Source organism: Cellulomonas sp. SLBN-39 (assembly GCF_006715865.1).
Lineage (GTDB): Bacteria > Actinomycetota > Actinomycetes > Actinomycetales > Cellulomonadaceae > Cellulomonas.
Map to the genome: position 1 here is coordinate 472,257 of NZ_VFOA01000001.1, position 16,231 is coordinate 488,487.

Consider the following 16,231-nt stretch of genomic DNA (forward strand, 5'->3'; position numbering starts at 1 on the left):
GCACCCGACGCACCGCCGCCCCCGCCCGAGAAGGAGCCCCCCATGACGACGACGGGACCGACGCTCACCGCGCTCGAGGAGCGGGCCCGGGCCCGCCCGGCACCGGTGGGCGAGGGTGCGCTCGTCGCGTGCGAGCAGCTCGTGCGCATCTACCAGTCCGAGGGCGTCGAGGTGCAGGCGCTGCAGGGCCTGGACCTGGCCGTCGGCACCGGCGAGCTCGTGGCGGTGGTCGGTGCGTCGGGCTCCGGCAAGTCCACGCTGCTGGCGATCCTGTCGGGCCTGGACGTGCCCACGGCGGGCCGCGTGCGCGTCGGGCCGTGGGACCTGATGACGATGACGCCGCGGGAGCGGGTCGCGTACCGGCGCTCCATGGTGGGCTTCGTCTGGCAGCAGACGGCCCGCAATCTCGTGCCCTACCTCAGCGCGCAGGAGAACGTGGCCCTGCCGATGGCCCTGGCGGGCGTGCCGCGCCGGGAGCGACGGACCCGCACCGCCGAGCTGCTCGACGTGCTCGGCGTGGGGTACTGCGCCGGCCGGCGGCCGCACGAGACGTCGGGCGGCGAGCAGCAGCGCGTCGCGATCGCCGTCGCGCTGGCCAACCGCCCGCGGCTGCTGCTCGCGGACGAGCCCACGGGCGAGCTCGACACCGCGACGTCGGCGGACGTGCTGGGCGCGGTCCGCGCGGTCAACGCCGAGCTCGGCACCACGGTGGTCGTCGTCACCCACGACGCGGGGGTCAGCGAGCACGTGAGCCGCACGGTCGCGATCCGGGACGGCCGCACGAGCACCGAGGTGCTGCGCCGCACCACCACCCACGACGACGGGAGCGAGCACGTGGTCGCCGAGGAGTACGCCGTGCTGGACCGGGCGGGCCGCGTGCAGCTGCCGCGGGAGTACCGGGACGCGCTCGACCTGGTGGGGCGGGTGCGGCTGACGCTCGAGGACTCCCACGTCGCCGTGCGCCCCGGCACGGCCGAGGGGCACCGGTGAGCGCGGGGACCGCCGTGGCCGCACCGCTCGTGCGCGTCGAGGGCGTGCGCCGCTCGTACGGGCACGGTGCCGCCGCGGTCCACGCCCTGCAGGACGTGCACCTCGAGCTCGCCGCCGGGGAGCTCGTCGCCCTCGTCGGACGCTCCGGGTCCGGCAAGACGACCCTGCTCAACGCGATCGGGGGCCTCGACCGCCCCGACGCGGGTCGCGTCGTGGTCGACGGCCACGACGTGACGTCCCTGGACGAGCGCGGGCTGGTGCGCCTGCGCCGCGACGTCGTCGCGTTCGTCTTCCAGACCTTCGGGCTGGTCCCGGTGCTCACGGCCGCCGAGAACGTGGGTGTGCCGCTGCGGATGCGTCGGATGCCCGTCGCGGAGCGGGAGGCCCGGGTCGAGCTGCTGCTCGACCTCGTGGGCCTGGGCGGGCACGCGCGCCAGCGGCCCGGGCAGCTGTCGGGCGGGCAGCAGCAGCGGGTCGCGATCGCCCGGGCGCTGGCCGGGTCGCCCCGCCTGCTCGTCGCCGACGAGCCGACGGGGCAGCTCGACACGGAGACGGGCCGCGACGTCATGGCGCTCATCCGCGCCGTGGTCGAGGCCGAGGGCATGACCGCCATCGTCTCGACGCACGACCCGCTGATGGTCGCGCTGGCGGACCGCACGCTGCACCTCGTGGACGGGCGCCTCGTCGACGCGTGACGCGCCCCGCGCGGCCGGGGCGGGCCGGTCGCGCGGGGCGCGGCGTCAGGCCGCCGGGTCGGGGGCGAACTCCCACCGGACCTGCAGCAGCCGGTCGTGGAAGTCGAACACGGCCTGGTTCTCCCAGCCGTTGCCCGACGCCGGGTCGGCGGGGTCCCACCCGCTGCCGGCGACGGCCGTCCACGTGCCCTCCCAGTAGAAGACGCCCAGGCCCCGGTTGCCCGGCAGGCCGGCGACGACGTTCTGCACGGCCCGCAGGTAGGACGCCTGCCCGGCCGCGGTCGCCGGGAAGCCCGGGACCACGGACGCGCTGCTGAAGATGTTGGCGTGCGCGTCGTCCTGCGCGGTCGTGAAGCCGTAGGCCGTCTCGACCACCGCGAGCTGCTTGCCCGGGAACGCCGCGAGCAGCGTGGTCGCGGCGGCCTGCAGGTCGGCGAGGCTGCCGTGCCAGTACCCGTAGAACGACAGGCCGATGACGTCGAACGGCACGCCCTGGGCCTGCGCCTGGGAGTACCACCACTGCAGGGTGCTGACGCCGGAGTCGAGGTTGGTCAGGTGCAGCACGATCTTCGCGTCGGGCTGGACGGCGCGGGTCGCGTTCGCCCCGGCCTTCAGCAGCGTGCCGAGGTTCGACCAGCTGGACACCGCGCCCGACGCCGCCCCGCCGGTGACGAGCATCCCGGGGTTGATCTCGTTGCCGATCTGCACCATGTCCGCGGGCGTGCCCTGGTTCTTCAGGGCGGTCAGCACGTCGGTCGTGTGCGCCGCGACGGCGTTCGCCAGGCGCGCCAGGTCGTACGACGCCCACGCCGCAGGGACCTTCTGCGCCCCGGGGTCGGCCCACGTGTCGGAGTAGTGGAAGTCGACGAGCAGGCCCATCCCGGCGGCGTCGACGCGCCGCGCCATGGCGAGGACGCGCGCCTTGTCGTTGAAGCCGTCGGCGGGGTTCACCCAGACCTTGAGCCGCGCGTAGTTCACGCCGGCGTCGCGCAGGATCGTCACGGGGTCGCCGGCCACGTCGCCCGCGGTGCGGTACACCGCGCCGAACGCCTCGTTCTTGGGGACGGACGACATGTCCATGCCGCGCACGGGCCGGGTGATGCGCCCCGCGGTGAGCGTGACGTCGTCGAAGTGCGCCCACGCGCCGCCGACCGTGGTGGCGGTGCGCAGCGACACGGTGCAGCTCGACCCGGTGGCGTACGCGGAGACGGCGACCTGCACCCAGCCGTCGTCCTGCTCGGTGCTGGGCACGGTCTGGTACCGCCAGGCGGCCCCGCAGCCCTCGAGGCCGATGCGGGTGACGTCGAGCGCCTGGCCGGGCGTCGCCGACCCGGAGCGCGCCCAGACGCGCAGCGTCCACCAGCCCGCGCTCAGGCCGGTGACGGTCTGCCGCAGCTCGGTCGTGTACGCCCCGGACGACCACAGGTTGGCCCGGCGCGTGCCGCCGTGCGCACCGCTGGCGGCGACGGTGGCGGCGGACGTGGTGCCGGTGACGGTCCAGCCGGTCAGGGCGGACCCGCTGGACTCGAAGCCGGGGTTGGTGATCGTGGGCGCCGCCTGCGCGGGGCCGGCGAGGGTCGTGCCGATCAGCACGACCCCCAGGGCGGTGGCGACGGCTCGTGCCAGTCGCCGGGTGCTCGTCCTCATGCGTCCTCCTCGACGCGCCGGGCCGCGAGCGTGTGCGGTCGTCGTCGACCCCCTGTGACCGCTCACAGCCACAGCCTGCGAGGCGGGACACTATCGGGTGAACGCACCGCGCGGAAGAGCACCGTCACGCGGGCGGCCCGCCCTGGGACCGATCCCAGGACAGGCCGCGGACGTCCGGCGCCAGGGCACCCGCCGGTCAGGCCTCGATGCCCTCGAAGAGCTCGGTGACCAGGGCCGCGACGGGCGAGCGCTCCGACCGCGTGAGCGTCACGTGCGCGAACAGCGGGTGACCCTTGAGCGCCTCGATGACGGCCGCGACGCCGTCGTGCCGGCCGACGCGCAGGTTGTCGCGCTGGGCGACGTCGTGCGTGAGCACCACCCGCGACGACTGCCCGATCCGCGAGAGCACCGTCAGCAGGACGTTCCGCTCCAGCGACTGGGCCTCGTCGACGATGACGAACGCGTCGTGCAGGGAGCGCCCGCGGATGTGCGTCAGGGGCAGCACCTCCAGCAGGTCCCGGTCGAGGACCTCCTCGACGACCTCCTTGCTGACCAGCGCCCCGAGGGTGTCGAAGACGGCCTGCGCCCACGGGTTCATCTTCTCGGCCTCGGAACCGGGCAGATAGCCGAGGTCCTGGCCGCCGACGGCGTACAGGGGCCGGAACACCATGACCTTGCGGTGCTGGCGCCGCTCGAGCACGGCCTCCAGGCCCGCGCACAGCGCCAGCGCGGACTTGCCCGTCCCGGCGCGGCCGCCGAGCGAGAGGATGCCGATCGACTCGTCCAGCAGCAGGTCGATCGCGACACGCTGCTCCGCGGAGCGCCCGTGCACCCCGAAGACGTCGCGGTCGCCGCGCACGAGCTGCACGTGCTTGTCGGGCGTCACCCGCCCGAGCGCCGAGCCGCGGGGGCTGTGCAGCACCAGGCCGGTGTGGCACGGCAGGTCGCCGGGGCTGCCCGCGAGCGCCGACGCGGGCGCCGGCACCTCCGCGAGCGGCACGGACTCGTGCTCCCACAGGTCGGCCATCTGCTGCTCGGTGAGGTCGATCGCGTCCATGCCGGTCCACCCGGAGTCCACGGCGAGCTCGTGGCGGTACTCGTCGGCGCGCAGGCCCACCGCGGACGCCTTGATGCGCATCGGCAGGTCCTTCGACACGACCGTGACCACGTGGCCCTCGCGGGCGAGGTTGGCCGCGACCGCGAGGATCCGGGTGTCGTTGTCGCCGAGCCGGAAGCCGGAGGGCAGGACCTGGTCGTCGACGTGGTTGAGCTCGACGCGCAGGGTGCCGCCGACGTCGGTCACGGGGACGGGGGCGTCGAGGCGGCCGTGCTGCACGCGCAGCTCGTCGAGCATCCGCAGCGCCGACCGGGCGAAGTAGCCGAGCTCGGCGTGGTGCCGCTTGGCCTCGAGCTCGGTGATGACGACGACGGGCAGGACGACGTCGTGCTCGGCGAACCGGCGCAGCGCGCGGGGGTCGGACAGCAGGACGGAGGTGTCGAGGACGAAGGTCTGGCGCACGTCGTCGGGGACCGGGGACGGGGCCGTGCCGGCGGGCGTCCGCCCGGTCGCCACGTCGGCTGCGGGTGCGTGCTGCTGGGTCTGGTCCACGGCGAGCTCCCTCCGGCGCGTCAGCGCCGAGTCGGGCGTCTCCTGCCGGCTCGGCGGCACGCGCCGGGGCCGGCATCAGGCGACGGGACGAGGTCGGCCGGCCGAGGGCCGGTCCGGCCCTCCTCCCGGAGCAGGTGCTCCATGGGCTGGCCTCCCGGGACGACGGGGCGTCGTCCTCGGGGCGACGGTAACCCGGCGCACCGACAGCGGGTGTTACGCGCGCCACGCGTCATCAAGATGTCACACGCTGTTCACGCGGGCTCAGCGGCCGAGGCGACGCTCGCGCTGGGCGTAGGAGCGCAGGGCCCGCAGGAAGTCCACGCGACGGAAGTCCGGCCAGTAGGCCTCGCAGAAGTAGAACTCCGACTGCGCGCTCTGCCACATGAGGAACCCGCCGAGCCGCTGCTCGCCGGACGTGCGGATGACGAGCTCGGGGTCGGGCTGCCCCTTGGTGTACAGGTGCTCGGCGATGTGCTCGACGTCGAAGATCTCCGCCAGGTCGTCCAGGCTCGAGCCGGTGCCGGCGTGGTGGCGCAGGAACGACCGGACCGCGTCCGCGATCTCGTGCCGGCCGCCGTACCCGACGGCCGCGTTGACGTGCAGCCCCTGCACGTCGGCGGTCGCGGCCTGCGCGGCGCGCAGCGCGTCACGCGTGCGCTCGGGGAGCATCTCGAGCGCACCGACGGGCTGGATGCGCCACCGCTGGGCCTGCGCGAGCTCCCCGACGACGTCCTCGATGACGGTCAGCAGGTGGCCGAGCTCGACCTTGTCCCGCTCGAGGTTGTCGGTCGAGAGCATCCAGAGGGTCACGACCTCGACGCCCACGTCCTCGGACCACTCGAGCAGCTCGGCGATCTTGTCCGCCCCGCGCCGGTGCCCGTGCGCCGAGGAGACCCCGCTGCTGCGCGCCCACCGCCGGTTGCCGTCGAGGATGACGCCGATGTGCCGCGGCAGCTGCTCGGGGGGCAGCGAGGCGGCGAGCCGGCGCTCGTACAGGCCGTACAAGGGGTGCGGGAGACGCACGCGTGCCCCTCCTGGTCGTGGGTGCGGTGGACGTCGCTCACCGTACCCGTGCCCGGTGTGTGGTGGGGCCGGGTCGGTCCTGCGAGGATCGGGCGCAGGAGGCCCGACCCGGGACGATGGCCGCTTGCCCGTCACCTGCGCTCGCATAACCTACGGTGACGTAGGTTTCCTCACGAAGGACGGCACCGCATGAGCTCGACACCCGCACGACGCGACGGCGGCGGCCTGCGCCGCGGCGTGGAGGACGGCCTGTCGCGGGTCGGCGACAAGGTCGGCGAGGCCGCCGGCGCCGTCGTGGAGAACGTCAAGCCGCTCCTGCGCGGGTGGATCCACGCAGGGATCAGCCCGTTCGTGCTGGCCGCGGGCATCGTGCTGGTCACGCTGTCCCCCACCGCGGCCGCCCGCTGGTCCAACGCGGTGTTCGCCCTCTCGGCGGTCATGCTGTTCGGCACGTCCGCGGTCTACCACCGCGGGACGTGGTCGCCGAAGGTCGCGGGCGTCCTGCGCCGCCTCGACCACACCAACATCTTCCTCATCATCGCCGGCTCCTACACGCCGCTGGCGGTCCTGCTGCTGCCCGCCTCGACCGCGCGCACGCTGCTGGTCGTCGTGTGGACCGGGGCGATCCTCGGGCTGCTGGCGCGGGTGTTCTGGCTCAACGCCCCGCGGTGGTTCTACGTGCCGATCTACGTCGCGCTGGGCTGGGTCGCGGTCGGCTTCATGCCCCAGTTCTGGCAGACCGGCGGGCCGGCCGTCGTCTGGCTCGTCGCGGGCGGCGGGCTGGCGTACACCCTCGGCGCCGTGGTGTACGGCCTCAAGCGGCCCAACCCGTCCCCGCGCTGGTTCGGGTTCCACGAGATCTTCCACGCGCTGACCGTCGTCGGGTTCACGTGCCACTACATCTCGGTGTCCATCGCGACGTACGCGCTGCGCTGACCGGCGTGCCCCGCCCTCAGGGGCGGGGCACGACCGCGTACCGGCGGTTGGCCAGCGACGGGTTCTGCGCGCGCACCTCGTCGAGCGCGACGACGTCCAGGTCCACGGTCCGCACCTGCGGCTGGTCGTCGAGCTCGAGCCCCACCACCCCGTCGGGGCCCACCACGAGCGAGCGCCCCACGACACCGCGCCCCGCCTGCCCCACCGCGACGACGACGCTCGTGCACTCGATGGCGCGGGCGACCGCGAGGGTCCGCCAGTGCATGGCCTTGAGCCGCCCGTCCGCCCACGCGGCCGGCACCACGAGCGCCCGCGCACCGGCGTCGACCAGCCGGCGCGCCGACTCCGGGAACCGCAGGTCGTAGCAGGTCATGACGCCGAGCCGCAGGCCCGCGACGTCCAGCACCAGCGGGTCCGCGTCCGCAGGCCCGGGCGCGAGGCGGTCGGACTCCCGCTGGCCGAAGGCGTCGTACAGGTGCACCTTGCGGTACACCCCGGCCAGGGCACCCGTGCCGTCGACGGCGACGACGGCGTTGACCGCGCGCGGGTCGTCACCGTCGGCGGGCAGGGTCGTGCCCGCGAGGACCGCGGCACCCGAGCGGGCCGCCTCCTCGCGCAGCATCGTGACGAACGGCCCGTCCAGGGGCTCGGCGAGGGCGGCGCCCACGCCGTGCGTGTCGTACGCGCTCGCGTACTCGGGCAGCACCACGAGGTCGGCGTGCACCCGGGCCGCGCGGCGCAGCACGTCGCGCGCCACGTCGCGGTTCGCGCGCCGGTCGGCGCCGACGACGAGCTGGCCCAGCGTGACCCGCACCGCGGGCCGCTCGGGGGGCGCGCTCACCGGCCGCCCGCCGACCACGCGTCGCCGGCCCGGCCGCAGCGCGGCATCAGTCGCCGCCCCCGCCGCCACCACCGTCGGACCCGCCGGACGACCCGCCGTCCGACGAGCCGCCGGACGCCCCCGCGTCGGCCGACGGCGACGCGTCGGGCGTCGCGGCCCCGCCGTGCCCGTGGTCGGACCCGTGCAGCGCCGGGCCGTCGCCCGACGTCGCGTCGGCCGCCGTCGTCGCGGCCGCCGGCCCGCCGACCACCGACGCGCCGCCGTCCCCCTGCTGCTCACGCTGCTGCCAGCGGTGCTGCGAGCGACGCATGCGCCGGCTCATCGAGACCGCCAGCGCGATCACGGCCAGCGCGAGCGCGAACGTCGCGACGAAGCCGATGAACCCGGGCGACCCCTCGCCCGTGGGCGTGACGGTGGGCCCGGGCAGGACGTCCGCGGGCAGCAGCACGTGCGGGGCCAGGTGCAGCAGGTTCATCGGGCGTGCTCCGTCCCGCGGATCCCCGCGAAGAGGTCGTCCTCGGGCAGGGTGCTCGCCACGCGGGACTGCGCGAGCTCGAAGTCCTCGGTGCGCCACGTGGCCAGCTCGACCTCGCGCGGCACGGCGAAGAACCAGCCGTCGGGGTCGATCTGCGTCGCGTGCGCGCGCAGCGCCGCGTCCCGGGCGGCGAAGTAGTCGGCGCACTCCACGCGCGTCGTCACCGGGCGCTCCGGCACCTCACGGGCCTGGCGCGAGTCGATCCAGTCGCTGAACGGCGACTCGACGCCCGCCGCGACCAGCGCGTCGTGCACCGCCCGCATGCGCACGAGGGAGAACCCGTGGTTGTAATACAGCTTCAGCGGCGTCCAGGGCTCGCCCCGGCCGCGGTAGCGCTCGGGGTCGCCCGCGGCGGCGAACGCCTCGACCGAGACCCGGTGGCACATGATGTGGTCGGGGTGCGGGTACCCGCCGGAGGGGTCGTACGTCGTGATGACGTGCGGGCGGAACGCGCGCACGGCCTCCACCAGCGGCGCGGACGCCTCCTCCAGCGGGACCAGGGAGAACGAGCCGTCCGGCACGGGCGGCAGCGGGTCGCCCTCGGGCAGCCCCGAGTCGACGAACCCGAGCCACTGCTGCCGCACGCCGAGCGCCGCGGCTGCGGCCGCCATCTCCTGCCGGCGGACCGCCCGCATGGCTTCGAGCCCCTCGGGGGCCGGGCCGTAGCCGGGGTTGAGCACGTCGCCGCGCTCGCCGCCCGTGCAGGTCACGACGAGGACCTCGACGCCCTCGGCCGCGTAGCGGGCCGTCGTGGCGGCCCCCTTGCTCGACTCGTCGTCGGGGTGCGCGTGCACCGCCATGAGGCGCAGCCTGTCCGAGCTCACGTGGGGCCTTCCGTCGCAGGTCGGGGGACGAGAGACAATGATCCCTCACACCGGCTGCACCTGGAGGACCCGTGACCGTCCCGGCCCCACGCCCGCCCGCGGGGCGCTACGGCCCGGAGCCGACCGACGCCCGCCGCCGGCTCCAGCGCGTGGCGCTCGCCCTGCTCGTCGCGGCGGCGATGGTCGTGGTCGCCTGGATGGGCCGCGGCGTGCTCACCGACCCCGTGCAGTGGCGCGACGTCGGCTTCTCGGTCGACTCGGCGACGTCCGTGCAGGTGACGTTCGAGGTGACGACGCGGGACGGTGCCGCGGCCACGTGCCGGGTGCAGGCCCTGTCGCAGTCCTACGCGCAGGTCGGGGTGCTGGACGTCGACGTGCCCACGTCGCCGACGTCGACGCGGCGCGTCACCGTGACCGTGCCGACCGTGGAGCAGGCCGTCACGGGCACCCTCGACGGGTGCGACCCCGCACCCTGAGGCCCCGCACGGCCGGTGCCGACGGCCCCGCCTTGGTAGGGTCGTCGTTTACGCCGCCCCGGTCCGGCGTCGTACGACTGGTCGACGCGACCGCGCCGTGACACCCGCTCCCGTCCGCGCACCCGCCACCGCCCGCCGTCCGCGCCACCGGGGTTCCTGCCGCCGGGAGACCGGCGGCGACCCCTGTGCGAGAAAGGAGCGATCGTGACAGACACCACCGCGGCCACGTGGCTGACCCAGGAGGCGCACGACCGCCTCAAGGAGGAGCTGACGCACCTCGAGTCCGTCGGGCGCAAGGAGATCGCGGACCGCATCGCGGCGGCCCGCGACGAGGGCGACCTGAAGGAGAACGGCGGCTACCACGCCGCGCGCGAGGAGCAGGCCAAGCAGGAGGCCCGCATCCGCGAGCTGCAGGCCAAGCTGCGCAACGTGCAGATCGGCACGCCCCCGGACGACGGCGTCGTCGAGCCCGGCATGGTCGTCACGGCGGTCGTCGCGGGCGACGAGATGACGTTCCTGCTGGGCTCGCGCGAGATCGCGGGCACGGCGGACATCGACGTCTTCTCCCCCACGTCGCCGCTGGGCTCGGCGATCAACGGCCGCAAGGTCGGCGAGAAGACCTCCTACGAGGCGCCGAACGGCAAGCAGATCCCGGTCGAGATCACGGCGGCCAGCCCGTTCCACGGCTGACGCACCGACCCACGACGGCGCCGCACCCCTCGGGGGCGGCGCCGTCGTCGTGCGGGACGCGCGGGGTCAGGCCTCGCGGATGGTGTAGCCGGCGCTGCGCAGCCCGTGCAGGAGCGTGCCGCAGTGCTCGGGCCCCTTCGTCTCGATCTGCAGGTCGATCGCGACCTCGCTGAGCGCCAGGTCGCCGCCCGTGCGGGTGTGGGCGACGTGCATGACGTTGCCGCCCATGGCCGCGACGTCCTGCAGCAGCCCCGCCAGGGCGCCCGGTGCGTCCTCGACGCGCACGTGCACGTGCAGGTACCGGCCGGCCGACGCCAGGCCGTGCCGCACGACGCGCAGCAGCACGAGCGGGTCGATGTTGCCGCCGGACAGCACGCACACCACGGGACGCCCGTCGCCGGCCCAGGCGCCCGGGTCGGCCATGAGGGCCGCGACGGCCGCGGCGCCCGACGGCTCGACGACGAGCTTGGCCCGCTCGGCCACGAGCAGCAGGGCCCGGGACAGGTCCTCCTCCGAGACGGTCCGCACCGGCACGCGGTGGCTCGCGAGCACCTCGAACGGCACGTCGCCCGGCAGGCCCACGGCGATGCCGTCGGCCATGGTCCGCAGCTCGGGCGCCCGCAGCGGCCGGCCGGCGGCCAGCGAGGCCGGGTAGGCGGCCGCCCGCGCGGCCTGCACGCCCACGACCCGCACGTCGGGCCGGTCGTGCAGCGCGGCGGTGATGCCGGCGGCCAGCCCTCCCCCGCCGACGGGCACGACGACGGTGCCGACGTCGGGCACCTGGTCCAGCACCTCGAGCGCGACGGTGCCCTGCCCGGCGTCGATGTCGGGGTGGTCGAACGGGTGGATCAGCACCGCGCCGGTGCGCTCGGCGTGCTCGCGGGCGCTGACGAGGGCCTCGTCGACGGACGTGCCCACCAGCTCGACGTGCGCGCCGTACCCGCGGGTCGCGGCGATCTTCGGCAGGGCCGCGTCGACGGGCATGAACACGACCGCGTCGATGCCGAGCAGCCCGGCGGCCAGGGCCACGCCCTGCGCGTGGTTGCCCGCGCTGGCCGCGACGACACCGCGCGCCTTCTCCTCCGGCGACAGGCGCGACATGCGCACGTAGGCGCCGCGGATCTTGAACGACCCGGCGCGCTGCAGGTTCTCGCACTTGAGCCACACGTCGACGCCCACGAGGTCGGACAGGGCACGGCTGCGCTGCACGGGCGTGGGCTCGGCGACGCCCGCGAGCAGGGCGGCCGCGTCGAGGACGTCCTGGGGGCCGATCACGCGGTCACCTGCCCCGTGCCGGTCGCGGGCGGGGTCGACGGGCCGGTCGCGGCGGGCGCGTCCGTCGTCGCCCGGTCGGCCGAGGCCTCCTCCGCGGCGGCGGCGAGCGCGCGGTCCAGCACGGGGTGGCGTCGTGGTCGGACGTCGACGTGGTCGTCGGTGCCCAGCTGCGGGAACTTGTCGTGCCCGTGCAGGTACAGCACGACCGTGTTGACGACGGCGGCCAGCGGCACCGCGAACAGCGCCCCGACGATGCCCGCGACGAGCGAGCCGCCGGCCACGACGAGCAGCACCGCCACGGGGTGCAGCGACACCGCGTGCCCCATGAGGAACGGCTGGAGCACGTGCCCCTCGATCTGCTGCACGACCAGCACGATCGCCAGCATGATCAGCGCCGAGACCCAGCCCTGCGTGACCAGGGCGACGAGCACCGCGACGGAGCCTGTGACGATCGCCCCGACGAACGGGATGAACGAGCCGAAGAACACGATGACGGCCAGCGGCACCGCCAGCGGCAGCTGCAGCAGCGCCGCCCCGGCACCGATGCCGATGGCGTCGACGCCCGCGACGAGGATCTGCGTGCGCGTGTACGCGCCGAGCGTGACCCACCCGCGCCGACCCGCCTGGTGCACGCGCTCGCGCGAGCCGCGCGGCAGCAGGCCCACGGTCCAGGCCCAGATGCCCCGGCCGTCGAACAGGAAGAACAGGGTGCAGAAGACCGCGATGAGCGCACCGGCGAACACGTGCCCGACGGTCACGCCGACCGACAGGGCACCGGCCGCGAGCTGGTCGCTGCTGCCGACGATCGCGTCCTGCGCGCTGCTCAGGTAGGTCTCGATGTCGCTCGTCGACAGGTGCAGCGGCGCCCCGGCGAGCCACGCGAGGAGCTGCCCGACGCCCTCCTCGGCCTGGTCCCACAGCTCGGCGATGCCCTGGACCATCTGCCCGCCCGCGAGCGCGAGCAGGCCGCCGACGAGGACGAGCAGCGAGACCACCGCGACCGCGGCCGCGGCGGGCCGCGGCAGGCGCAGCACCCGGTGCAGGGCGTCGACGACGGGCGCGAGGAGCACGGTCAGCAGCAGGGCGATCGCCACGGGGATGACGATGACCTTGAGCACGGTGACGAGCCACAGGCCCACGGCGACGGCCGCGAGGATGACGAGGGTCCGCCAGGACCACGCGGCGGCGGCCCGCACGGACGGCGGCACGGGGTCGGTCGGGGCCGGCGGGACCGTGGGGGCGGGCAGAGGGGTGCCCTGCGGCTGCGGCTCGTCGGTGAGGTCCTGCGCGGGGGTGGTCGGGGTGCTCACCGGCCGAGCCCGGCGGCGGCGAGCGCCTGCTCCAGGTCGGCGAGCAGGTCCTCGACGTCCTCGATGCCGACGGACAGGCGCACGAGGTCGGCGGGGACCTCGAGCGCGGTGCCGGCGACGGAGCCGTGGGTCATGCGGCCGGGGTGCTCGACGAGGGACTCGACGCCGCCGAGGGACTCGGCGAGCGTGAACACGCGGGTGGCGCCGCAGACCGCGACGGCGGACTCCTCCGAGCCGGTACGGAAGGCGACCATGCCGCCGAACCCGCGCATCTGCCGGGCGGCGACCTCGTGCCCGGGGTGGTCGGGCAGCCCGGGCCACAGGACGTGCGTGACGCCGGGGTGGTCGACGAGCATCTGCGCGACCGCGGCGGCGTTGGTCTGGTGCCGGTCCATGCGGACGGCGAGGGTCTTCAGGCCGCGCAGGGTCAGCCACGCGTCGAACGGGCCGGCGACGGCACCCGACGCGTTCTGCCCGAAGGCCACGGCGTCCAGCAGTGCGGTGGTGCCGGTGGGGCCGACGAGGCCCGCGGGCAGCTGGGCGCCGTCCGCGACGACGACCGCACCGCCGACGACGTCGGAGTGCCCGCCGACGTACTTGGTGGTGGAGTGCACGACCGCGTCGGCGCCGAGCGCGAGGGGGCTCTGCAGGTACGGGGTGGCGAACGTGTTGTCGACGACGAGCACGGCGCCGACGGACCGGGCGTGCACGGCGATCGCCTCGATGTCGGCGATGCCGAGCAGGGGGTTGGTGGGCGTCTCGACCCAGATCGCCTTGGTCCGGCCCGGCACGATGGCCGCGAGCACGGCGTCGGGGTCGGACAGGTCGACGGGCGTGTGGTCGATCCCCCACGGGCCGAGCACGCGCGCGATCAGCCGGTACGTGCCGCCGTACGCGTCGTCCGGCACCACGACGTGGTCGCCGGGCCGCAGCACGGCGCGCAGCAGCGTGTCCTCGGCCGCGAGGCCCGAGGAGAACGCGAAGCCGGCCGCGCCGCCCTCGACGGCCGCGAGGGCCTCCTCCAGGGCGTGCCGCGTGGGGTTGCCCGAGCGCGAGTACTCGTACCCGTCGCGCAGGCCGCCCACGCCGTCCTGCTTGTAGGTCGAGACCTGGTGGATCGGCGGCACCACGGCCCCGGTGCGGGGGTCGGGGTCCTGACCTGCGTGGATGGCACGCGTCGAGAACCCTGCGGTGGTCCAGTCGTGGGCGGCGTCGAACGGGTCGGTCGTCACGGGTCAAGGCTAGGTGCTGCGGGGGTGTGCTGCGCCGCCGCACGCGCGGAACACGGCGGCCGTGCGCACGGTTGGAGCGGGTGGACGAGGGGAAGGAGAGCCACGATGGCCTCGCTGTACGACCTGCTCATCGGATCGTCGGCCCGCACGCAGATGGTCGACGCCGACCGCGCGCTCAAGGGCCGCGACGACTACGCCTACGAGGTGCCCGCCACCCACACGGTGCTCGGCACCCCCCTCCAGGGCCCCTGGCCCGAGGGCACCCGCGTGCTGTACCTGGCCTCCGGCTGCTTCTGGGGCGCCGAGAAGGAGGCTTGGCAGCTGCCGGGCGTCGTCACCACCGCCGTCGGGTACATGGGCGGCTTCACGACGTACCCCACGTACGAGGAGACCTGCACCGCCCGCACCGGGCACACCGAGACCGTGATGGTCGCGTACGACCCGACCCGCCTCTCGGACGTCGACCTGCTCCGCCACTTCTGGGAGGAGCACGACCCCACGCAGGGCTTCCGCCAGGGCAACGACGTCGGCACCCAGTACCGCTCCGCGGTGTTCACCACGACGCCCGAGCAGCTCGACGCCGCCCGCGCCACCCGCGAGCAGTACGCCCCGCGGCTGAAGGCCAACGGCTACGGCGACATCACCACGGAGATCCGCAGCGCCGACGAGGCCGGCCCGTTCTACTACGCCGAGGCCTACCACCAGCAGTACCTCGACAAGAACCCGGGCGGCTACTGCCCGGTCAACTCCACCGGCGTCGCCTGCCCGGCCCCGCCGGCCTGACCCTGCCCTCGCGTGCCCGGGACCTCCCGCTGAGGTCCCGGGCGCGCTCGGCGTGAAGATCGATGGCCATGCCGCTGGCGCGCGGCGCGAAGGCAAGAAGAAGCCCCAGGCGCTTGAATCAGAGGCGACACTGGGGCGTTCACCAGCCAGGCTAGCGTCCTCAGGCTTCAGGCTGGCAGGGCCAGCCGCCTTGTGGCAGCGCCAGGCTTTTGTCGAGGGGCACGAGATCGTCTCCGGTGTCGAGCACCACGCTCTCGTCCGCGGCCGGGGCCCTGCCGCCCGGGGCGACGCTCGGCCCCGCGGACCCTCGCCCTGCGCGTCGAGGGACCGGCGGTCACGGACGGGCAGCAGGTGGTGACATCGGCCGCTCGGCCGGCTCTGGGACCTGGACGCGCAGGTCCTGACGATCGGGACCTCGTGGTCCACCTGCACCGCGCTCCACCTCGCCGAGTACCGTGTGCACTACCCCGGACGCAGGTACGGTCGGTGGCCCGTCCCGGTCGGCCGCCGTCCGGACGGAGGCACACGGTGGGCGCAGGTTCCGGAGTTCGTCGCCTGGAAGGCGACGTCGACGAGCTCGGCGAGAGCAGCGGGTCGACGGTCCGCGTCATGTCTGGCATGGCCGGTCGGGCCCCGTGCCGCCTGGTCCCGTTCCGGGAGCTCGTCGACCACGCCACCCGGTGGCTGCCGGAGCACCGCGAGCTGACGCGGTTCACGGACCCGCACCGGCAGACGACGGACTGCCGGTGACGAACAGCATCGACGACGACCGGAGAGCGAGAAGTTGACTACCGAGGTACAGCTGCGTGCTGTTGTGGAGCAGGACCTGGCCACCTTCGAGGCGGCGCTCAGCTCCCGGGAGGGGACCGGTGAGTTCCAGTGGTTCGGCTTCACGTCGTTCCACGGGGTCCGGCGCCGGTTCGCCGAGGACGGCCTCATCGGGCCGGACGGCGGCGTCCTGACCGTCACGTGCGGCGGCGACTGCGCCGGTCGGGTGGAGTGGTTCCCGAGCGCCTGGGGGCGCCCGGCCACGTCCACCTGCTGGACGCTCGCGATCGCCATCCTCCCGGTGTGGCGCGGCCAGGGGATCGGCACCGCCGCGCAGGCGCTGCTCGTCGACCACCTCTTCAGCAGCACGAGGGTGGAACGGGTGCAGGCGTTCACGGACGTCGACAACGTGCCGGAGCGTCGCGCACTGGAGCGTTGCGGCTTCACGCTCGAAGGAGTTCTGCGGCGCGCGCAGTGGCGCGACGGCGGGTGGCACGACCAGGCGCTCTACTCGGTGCTGCGCCCCAAGGATCCGCAGGTGCCGTGACGCAGGTTCCGTCCGCGCTCCGCGGAGCCGCCGAGGAGATCACCCGCTCC

17 protein-coding genes and 1 pseudogene are annotated in these 16,231 nt (G+C 74.8%); 9 read left to right on the forward strand and 9 right to left on the reverse strand.

Going from position 1 to position 16,231, the window contains the following annotated elements; genetic code table 11:
* The first annotated feature begins 42 nt into the window (after positions 1-42).
* Together FBY24_RS02090 and FBY24_RS02095 are read left to right on the forward strand one after the other, a co-directional pair.
* Positions 43-990 carry an ABC transporter ATP-binding protein gene (locus tag FBY24_RS02090; RefSeq protein WP_142157641.1) on the forward strand — a complete coding sequence of 316 codons (948 nt, stop codon included), beginning with the start codon at positions 43-45 and terminating at the stop codon, positions 988-990.
* Positions 987-1,685, forward strand: coding sequence for an ABC transporter ATP-binding protein (locus tag FBY24_RS02095; protein ID WP_222117194.1), 699 nt, complete (start codon positions 987-989; stop codon positions 1,683-1,685). The genes FBY24_RS02090 and FBY24_RS02095 overlap by 4 nt, the downstream gene beginning before the upstream one ends.
* 45 nt (positions 1,686-1,730) lie before the next feature.
* Here the strand turns inward: FBY24_RS02095 and FBY24_RS02100 are convergent, their stop codons facing one another.
* The 3 genes from FBY24_RS02100 to FBY24_RS02110 form a co-directional block, all read right to left on the reverse strand.
* Positions 1,731-3,332, reverse strand: a complete 1,602-nt coding sequence (locus FBY24_RS02100) for a glycosyl hydrolase 53 family protein (protein ID WP_142157643.1) — start codon at positions 3,330-3,332, stop codon at positions 1,731-1,733.
* Positions 3,333-3,528: 196 nt separating this feature from the next.
* Positions 3,529-4,905, reverse strand: a complete 1,377-nt coding sequence (locus FBY24_RS02105; protein WP_370511019.1) for a PhoH family protein — start codon at positions 4,903-4,905, stop codon at positions 3,529-3,531.
* A gap of 297 nt (positions 4,906-5,202) precedes the next feature.
* A complete protein-coding gene (locus FBY24_RS02110; protein WP_142157645.1) occupies positions 5,203-5,964 on the reverse strand; it encodes an isoprenyl transferase in 762 nt (253 codons plus the stop codon).
* A gap of 189 nt (positions 5,965-6,153) precedes the next feature.
* Here FBY24_RS02110 and FBY24_RS02115 point away from each other — a divergent pair, with 189 nt between their 5' ends.
* Positions 6,154-6,900 (forward strand): hemolysin III family protein, encoded by a 747-nt coding sequence (locus FBY24_RS02115; RefSeq protein ID WP_142157647.1) that lies wholly within the window; start codon positions 6,154-6,156, stop codon positions 6,898-6,900.
* A 16-nt stretch (positions 6,901-6,916) separates the two neighbouring features.
* On the opposite strand, the gene FBY24_RS02120 is transcribed toward FBY24_RS02115, so the two are convergent.
* From FBY24_RS02120 to mca, 3 genes are read right to left on the reverse strand one after another with little or no spacing between them, the layout of a single operon-like run.
* The gene (locus FBY24_RS02120; RefSeq protein ID WP_255432166.1) at positions 6,917-7,741 is read right to left on the reverse strand and encodes a carbon-nitrogen hydrolase family protein; all 825 of its coding nucleotides are present in this window, start codon (positions 7,739-7,741) and stop codon (positions 6,917-6,919) included.
* Positions 7,742-7,787: 46 nt separating this feature from the next.
* Positions 7,788-8,216 carry a hypothetical protein gene (locus FBY24_RS02125; protein WP_142157649.1) on the reverse strand — a complete coding sequence of 143 codons (429 nt, stop codon included), beginning with the start codon at positions 8,214-8,216 and terminating at the stop codon, positions 7,788-7,790.
* Positions 8,213-9,076, reverse strand: a complete 864-nt coding sequence (gene mca / locus FBY24_RS02130; RefSeq protein ID WP_142163069.1) for a mycothiol conjugate amidase Mca — start codon at positions 9,074-9,076, stop codon at positions 8,213-8,215. The genes FBY24_RS02125 and mca overlap by 4 nt, the downstream gene beginning before the upstream one ends.
* Before the next feature lie 95 nt (positions 9,077-9,171).
* On the opposite strand from mca, the gene FBY24_RS02135 reads away from it, so the two are divergent.
* Positions 9,172-9,576, forward strand: coding sequence for a DUF4307 domain-containing protein (locus tag FBY24_RS02135; protein WP_142157651.1), 405 nt, complete (start codon positions 9,172-9,174; stop codon positions 9,574-9,576).
* A gap of 204 nt (positions 9,577-9,780) precedes the next feature.
* Positions 9,781-10,266 carry a transcription elongation factor GreA gene (gene greA, locus FBY24_RS02140; RefSeq protein WP_140459832.1) on the forward strand — a complete coding sequence of 162 codons (486 nt, stop codon included), beginning with the start codon at positions 9,781-9,783 and terminating at the stop codon, positions 10,264-10,266.
* A 66-nt stretch (positions 10,267-10,332) separates the two neighbouring features.
* On the opposite strand, the gene ilvA is transcribed toward greA, so the two are convergent.
* Genes ilvA through FBY24_RS02155 form a run of 3 tightly spaced genes read right to left on the reverse strand, consistent with a single transcriptional unit; the run spans position 10,333 to position 14,083 of the window.
* Positions 10,333-11,541, reverse strand: a complete 1,209-nt coding sequence (gene ilvA / locus FBY24_RS02145) for a threonine ammonia-lyase (RefSeq protein WP_140459831.1) — start codon at positions 11,539-11,541, stop codon at positions 10,333-10,335.
* Complete coding sequence (locus FBY24_RS02150) at positions 11,538-12,788, reverse strand: AI-2E family transporter (protein WP_142163071.1); 1,251 nt, start codon at positions 12,786-12,788, stop codon at positions 11,538-11,540. Before FBY24_RS02150 ends, ilvA begins: the two co-directional genes overlap by 4 nt.
* 59 nt (positions 12,789-12,847) lie before the next feature.
* A complete protein-coding gene (locus tag FBY24_RS02155) occupies positions 12,848-14,083 on the reverse strand; it encodes a cystathionine gamma-synthase (protein WP_142157653.1) in 1,236 nt (411 codons plus the stop codon).
* Between the two features lie 105 nt (positions 14,084-14,188).
* Between FBY24_RS02155 and msrA the strand changes: the two genes are divergently transcribed.
* The 4 genes and pseudogenes from msrA (at position 14,189) to FBY24_RS02170 (ending at position 16,181) form a co-directional block, all read left to right on the forward strand.
* Positions 14,189-14,866: a peptide-methionine (S)-S-oxide reductase MsrA gene (gene msrA, locus FBY24_RS02160; protein ID WP_142157655.1), complete on the forward strand. Its 678-nt coding sequence runs from the start codon at positions 14,189-14,191 to the stop codon at positions 14,864-14,866.
* A gap of 406 nt (positions 14,867-15,272) precedes the next feature.
* Positions 15,273-15,368 (forward strand): annotated as a pseudogene (locus tag FBY24_RS19720) (AAC(3) family N-acetyltransferase); the annotation flags it as partial.
* Between the two features lie 26 nt (positions 15,369-15,394).
* Entirely contained in the window at positions 15,395-15,616 is a 222-nt protein-coding gene (locus FBY24_RS19330) for an AAC(3) family N-acetyltransferase (protein ID WP_255432168.1), read from the forward strand.
* A 34-nt stretch (positions 15,617-15,650) separates the two neighbouring features.
* A complete protein-coding gene (locus FBY24_RS02170) occupies positions 15,651-16,181 on the forward strand; it encodes a GNAT family N-acetyltransferase (protein WP_140459828.1) in 531 nt (176 codons plus the stop codon).
* The last annotated feature ends 50 nt before the right edge of the window (positions 16,182-16,231 follow it).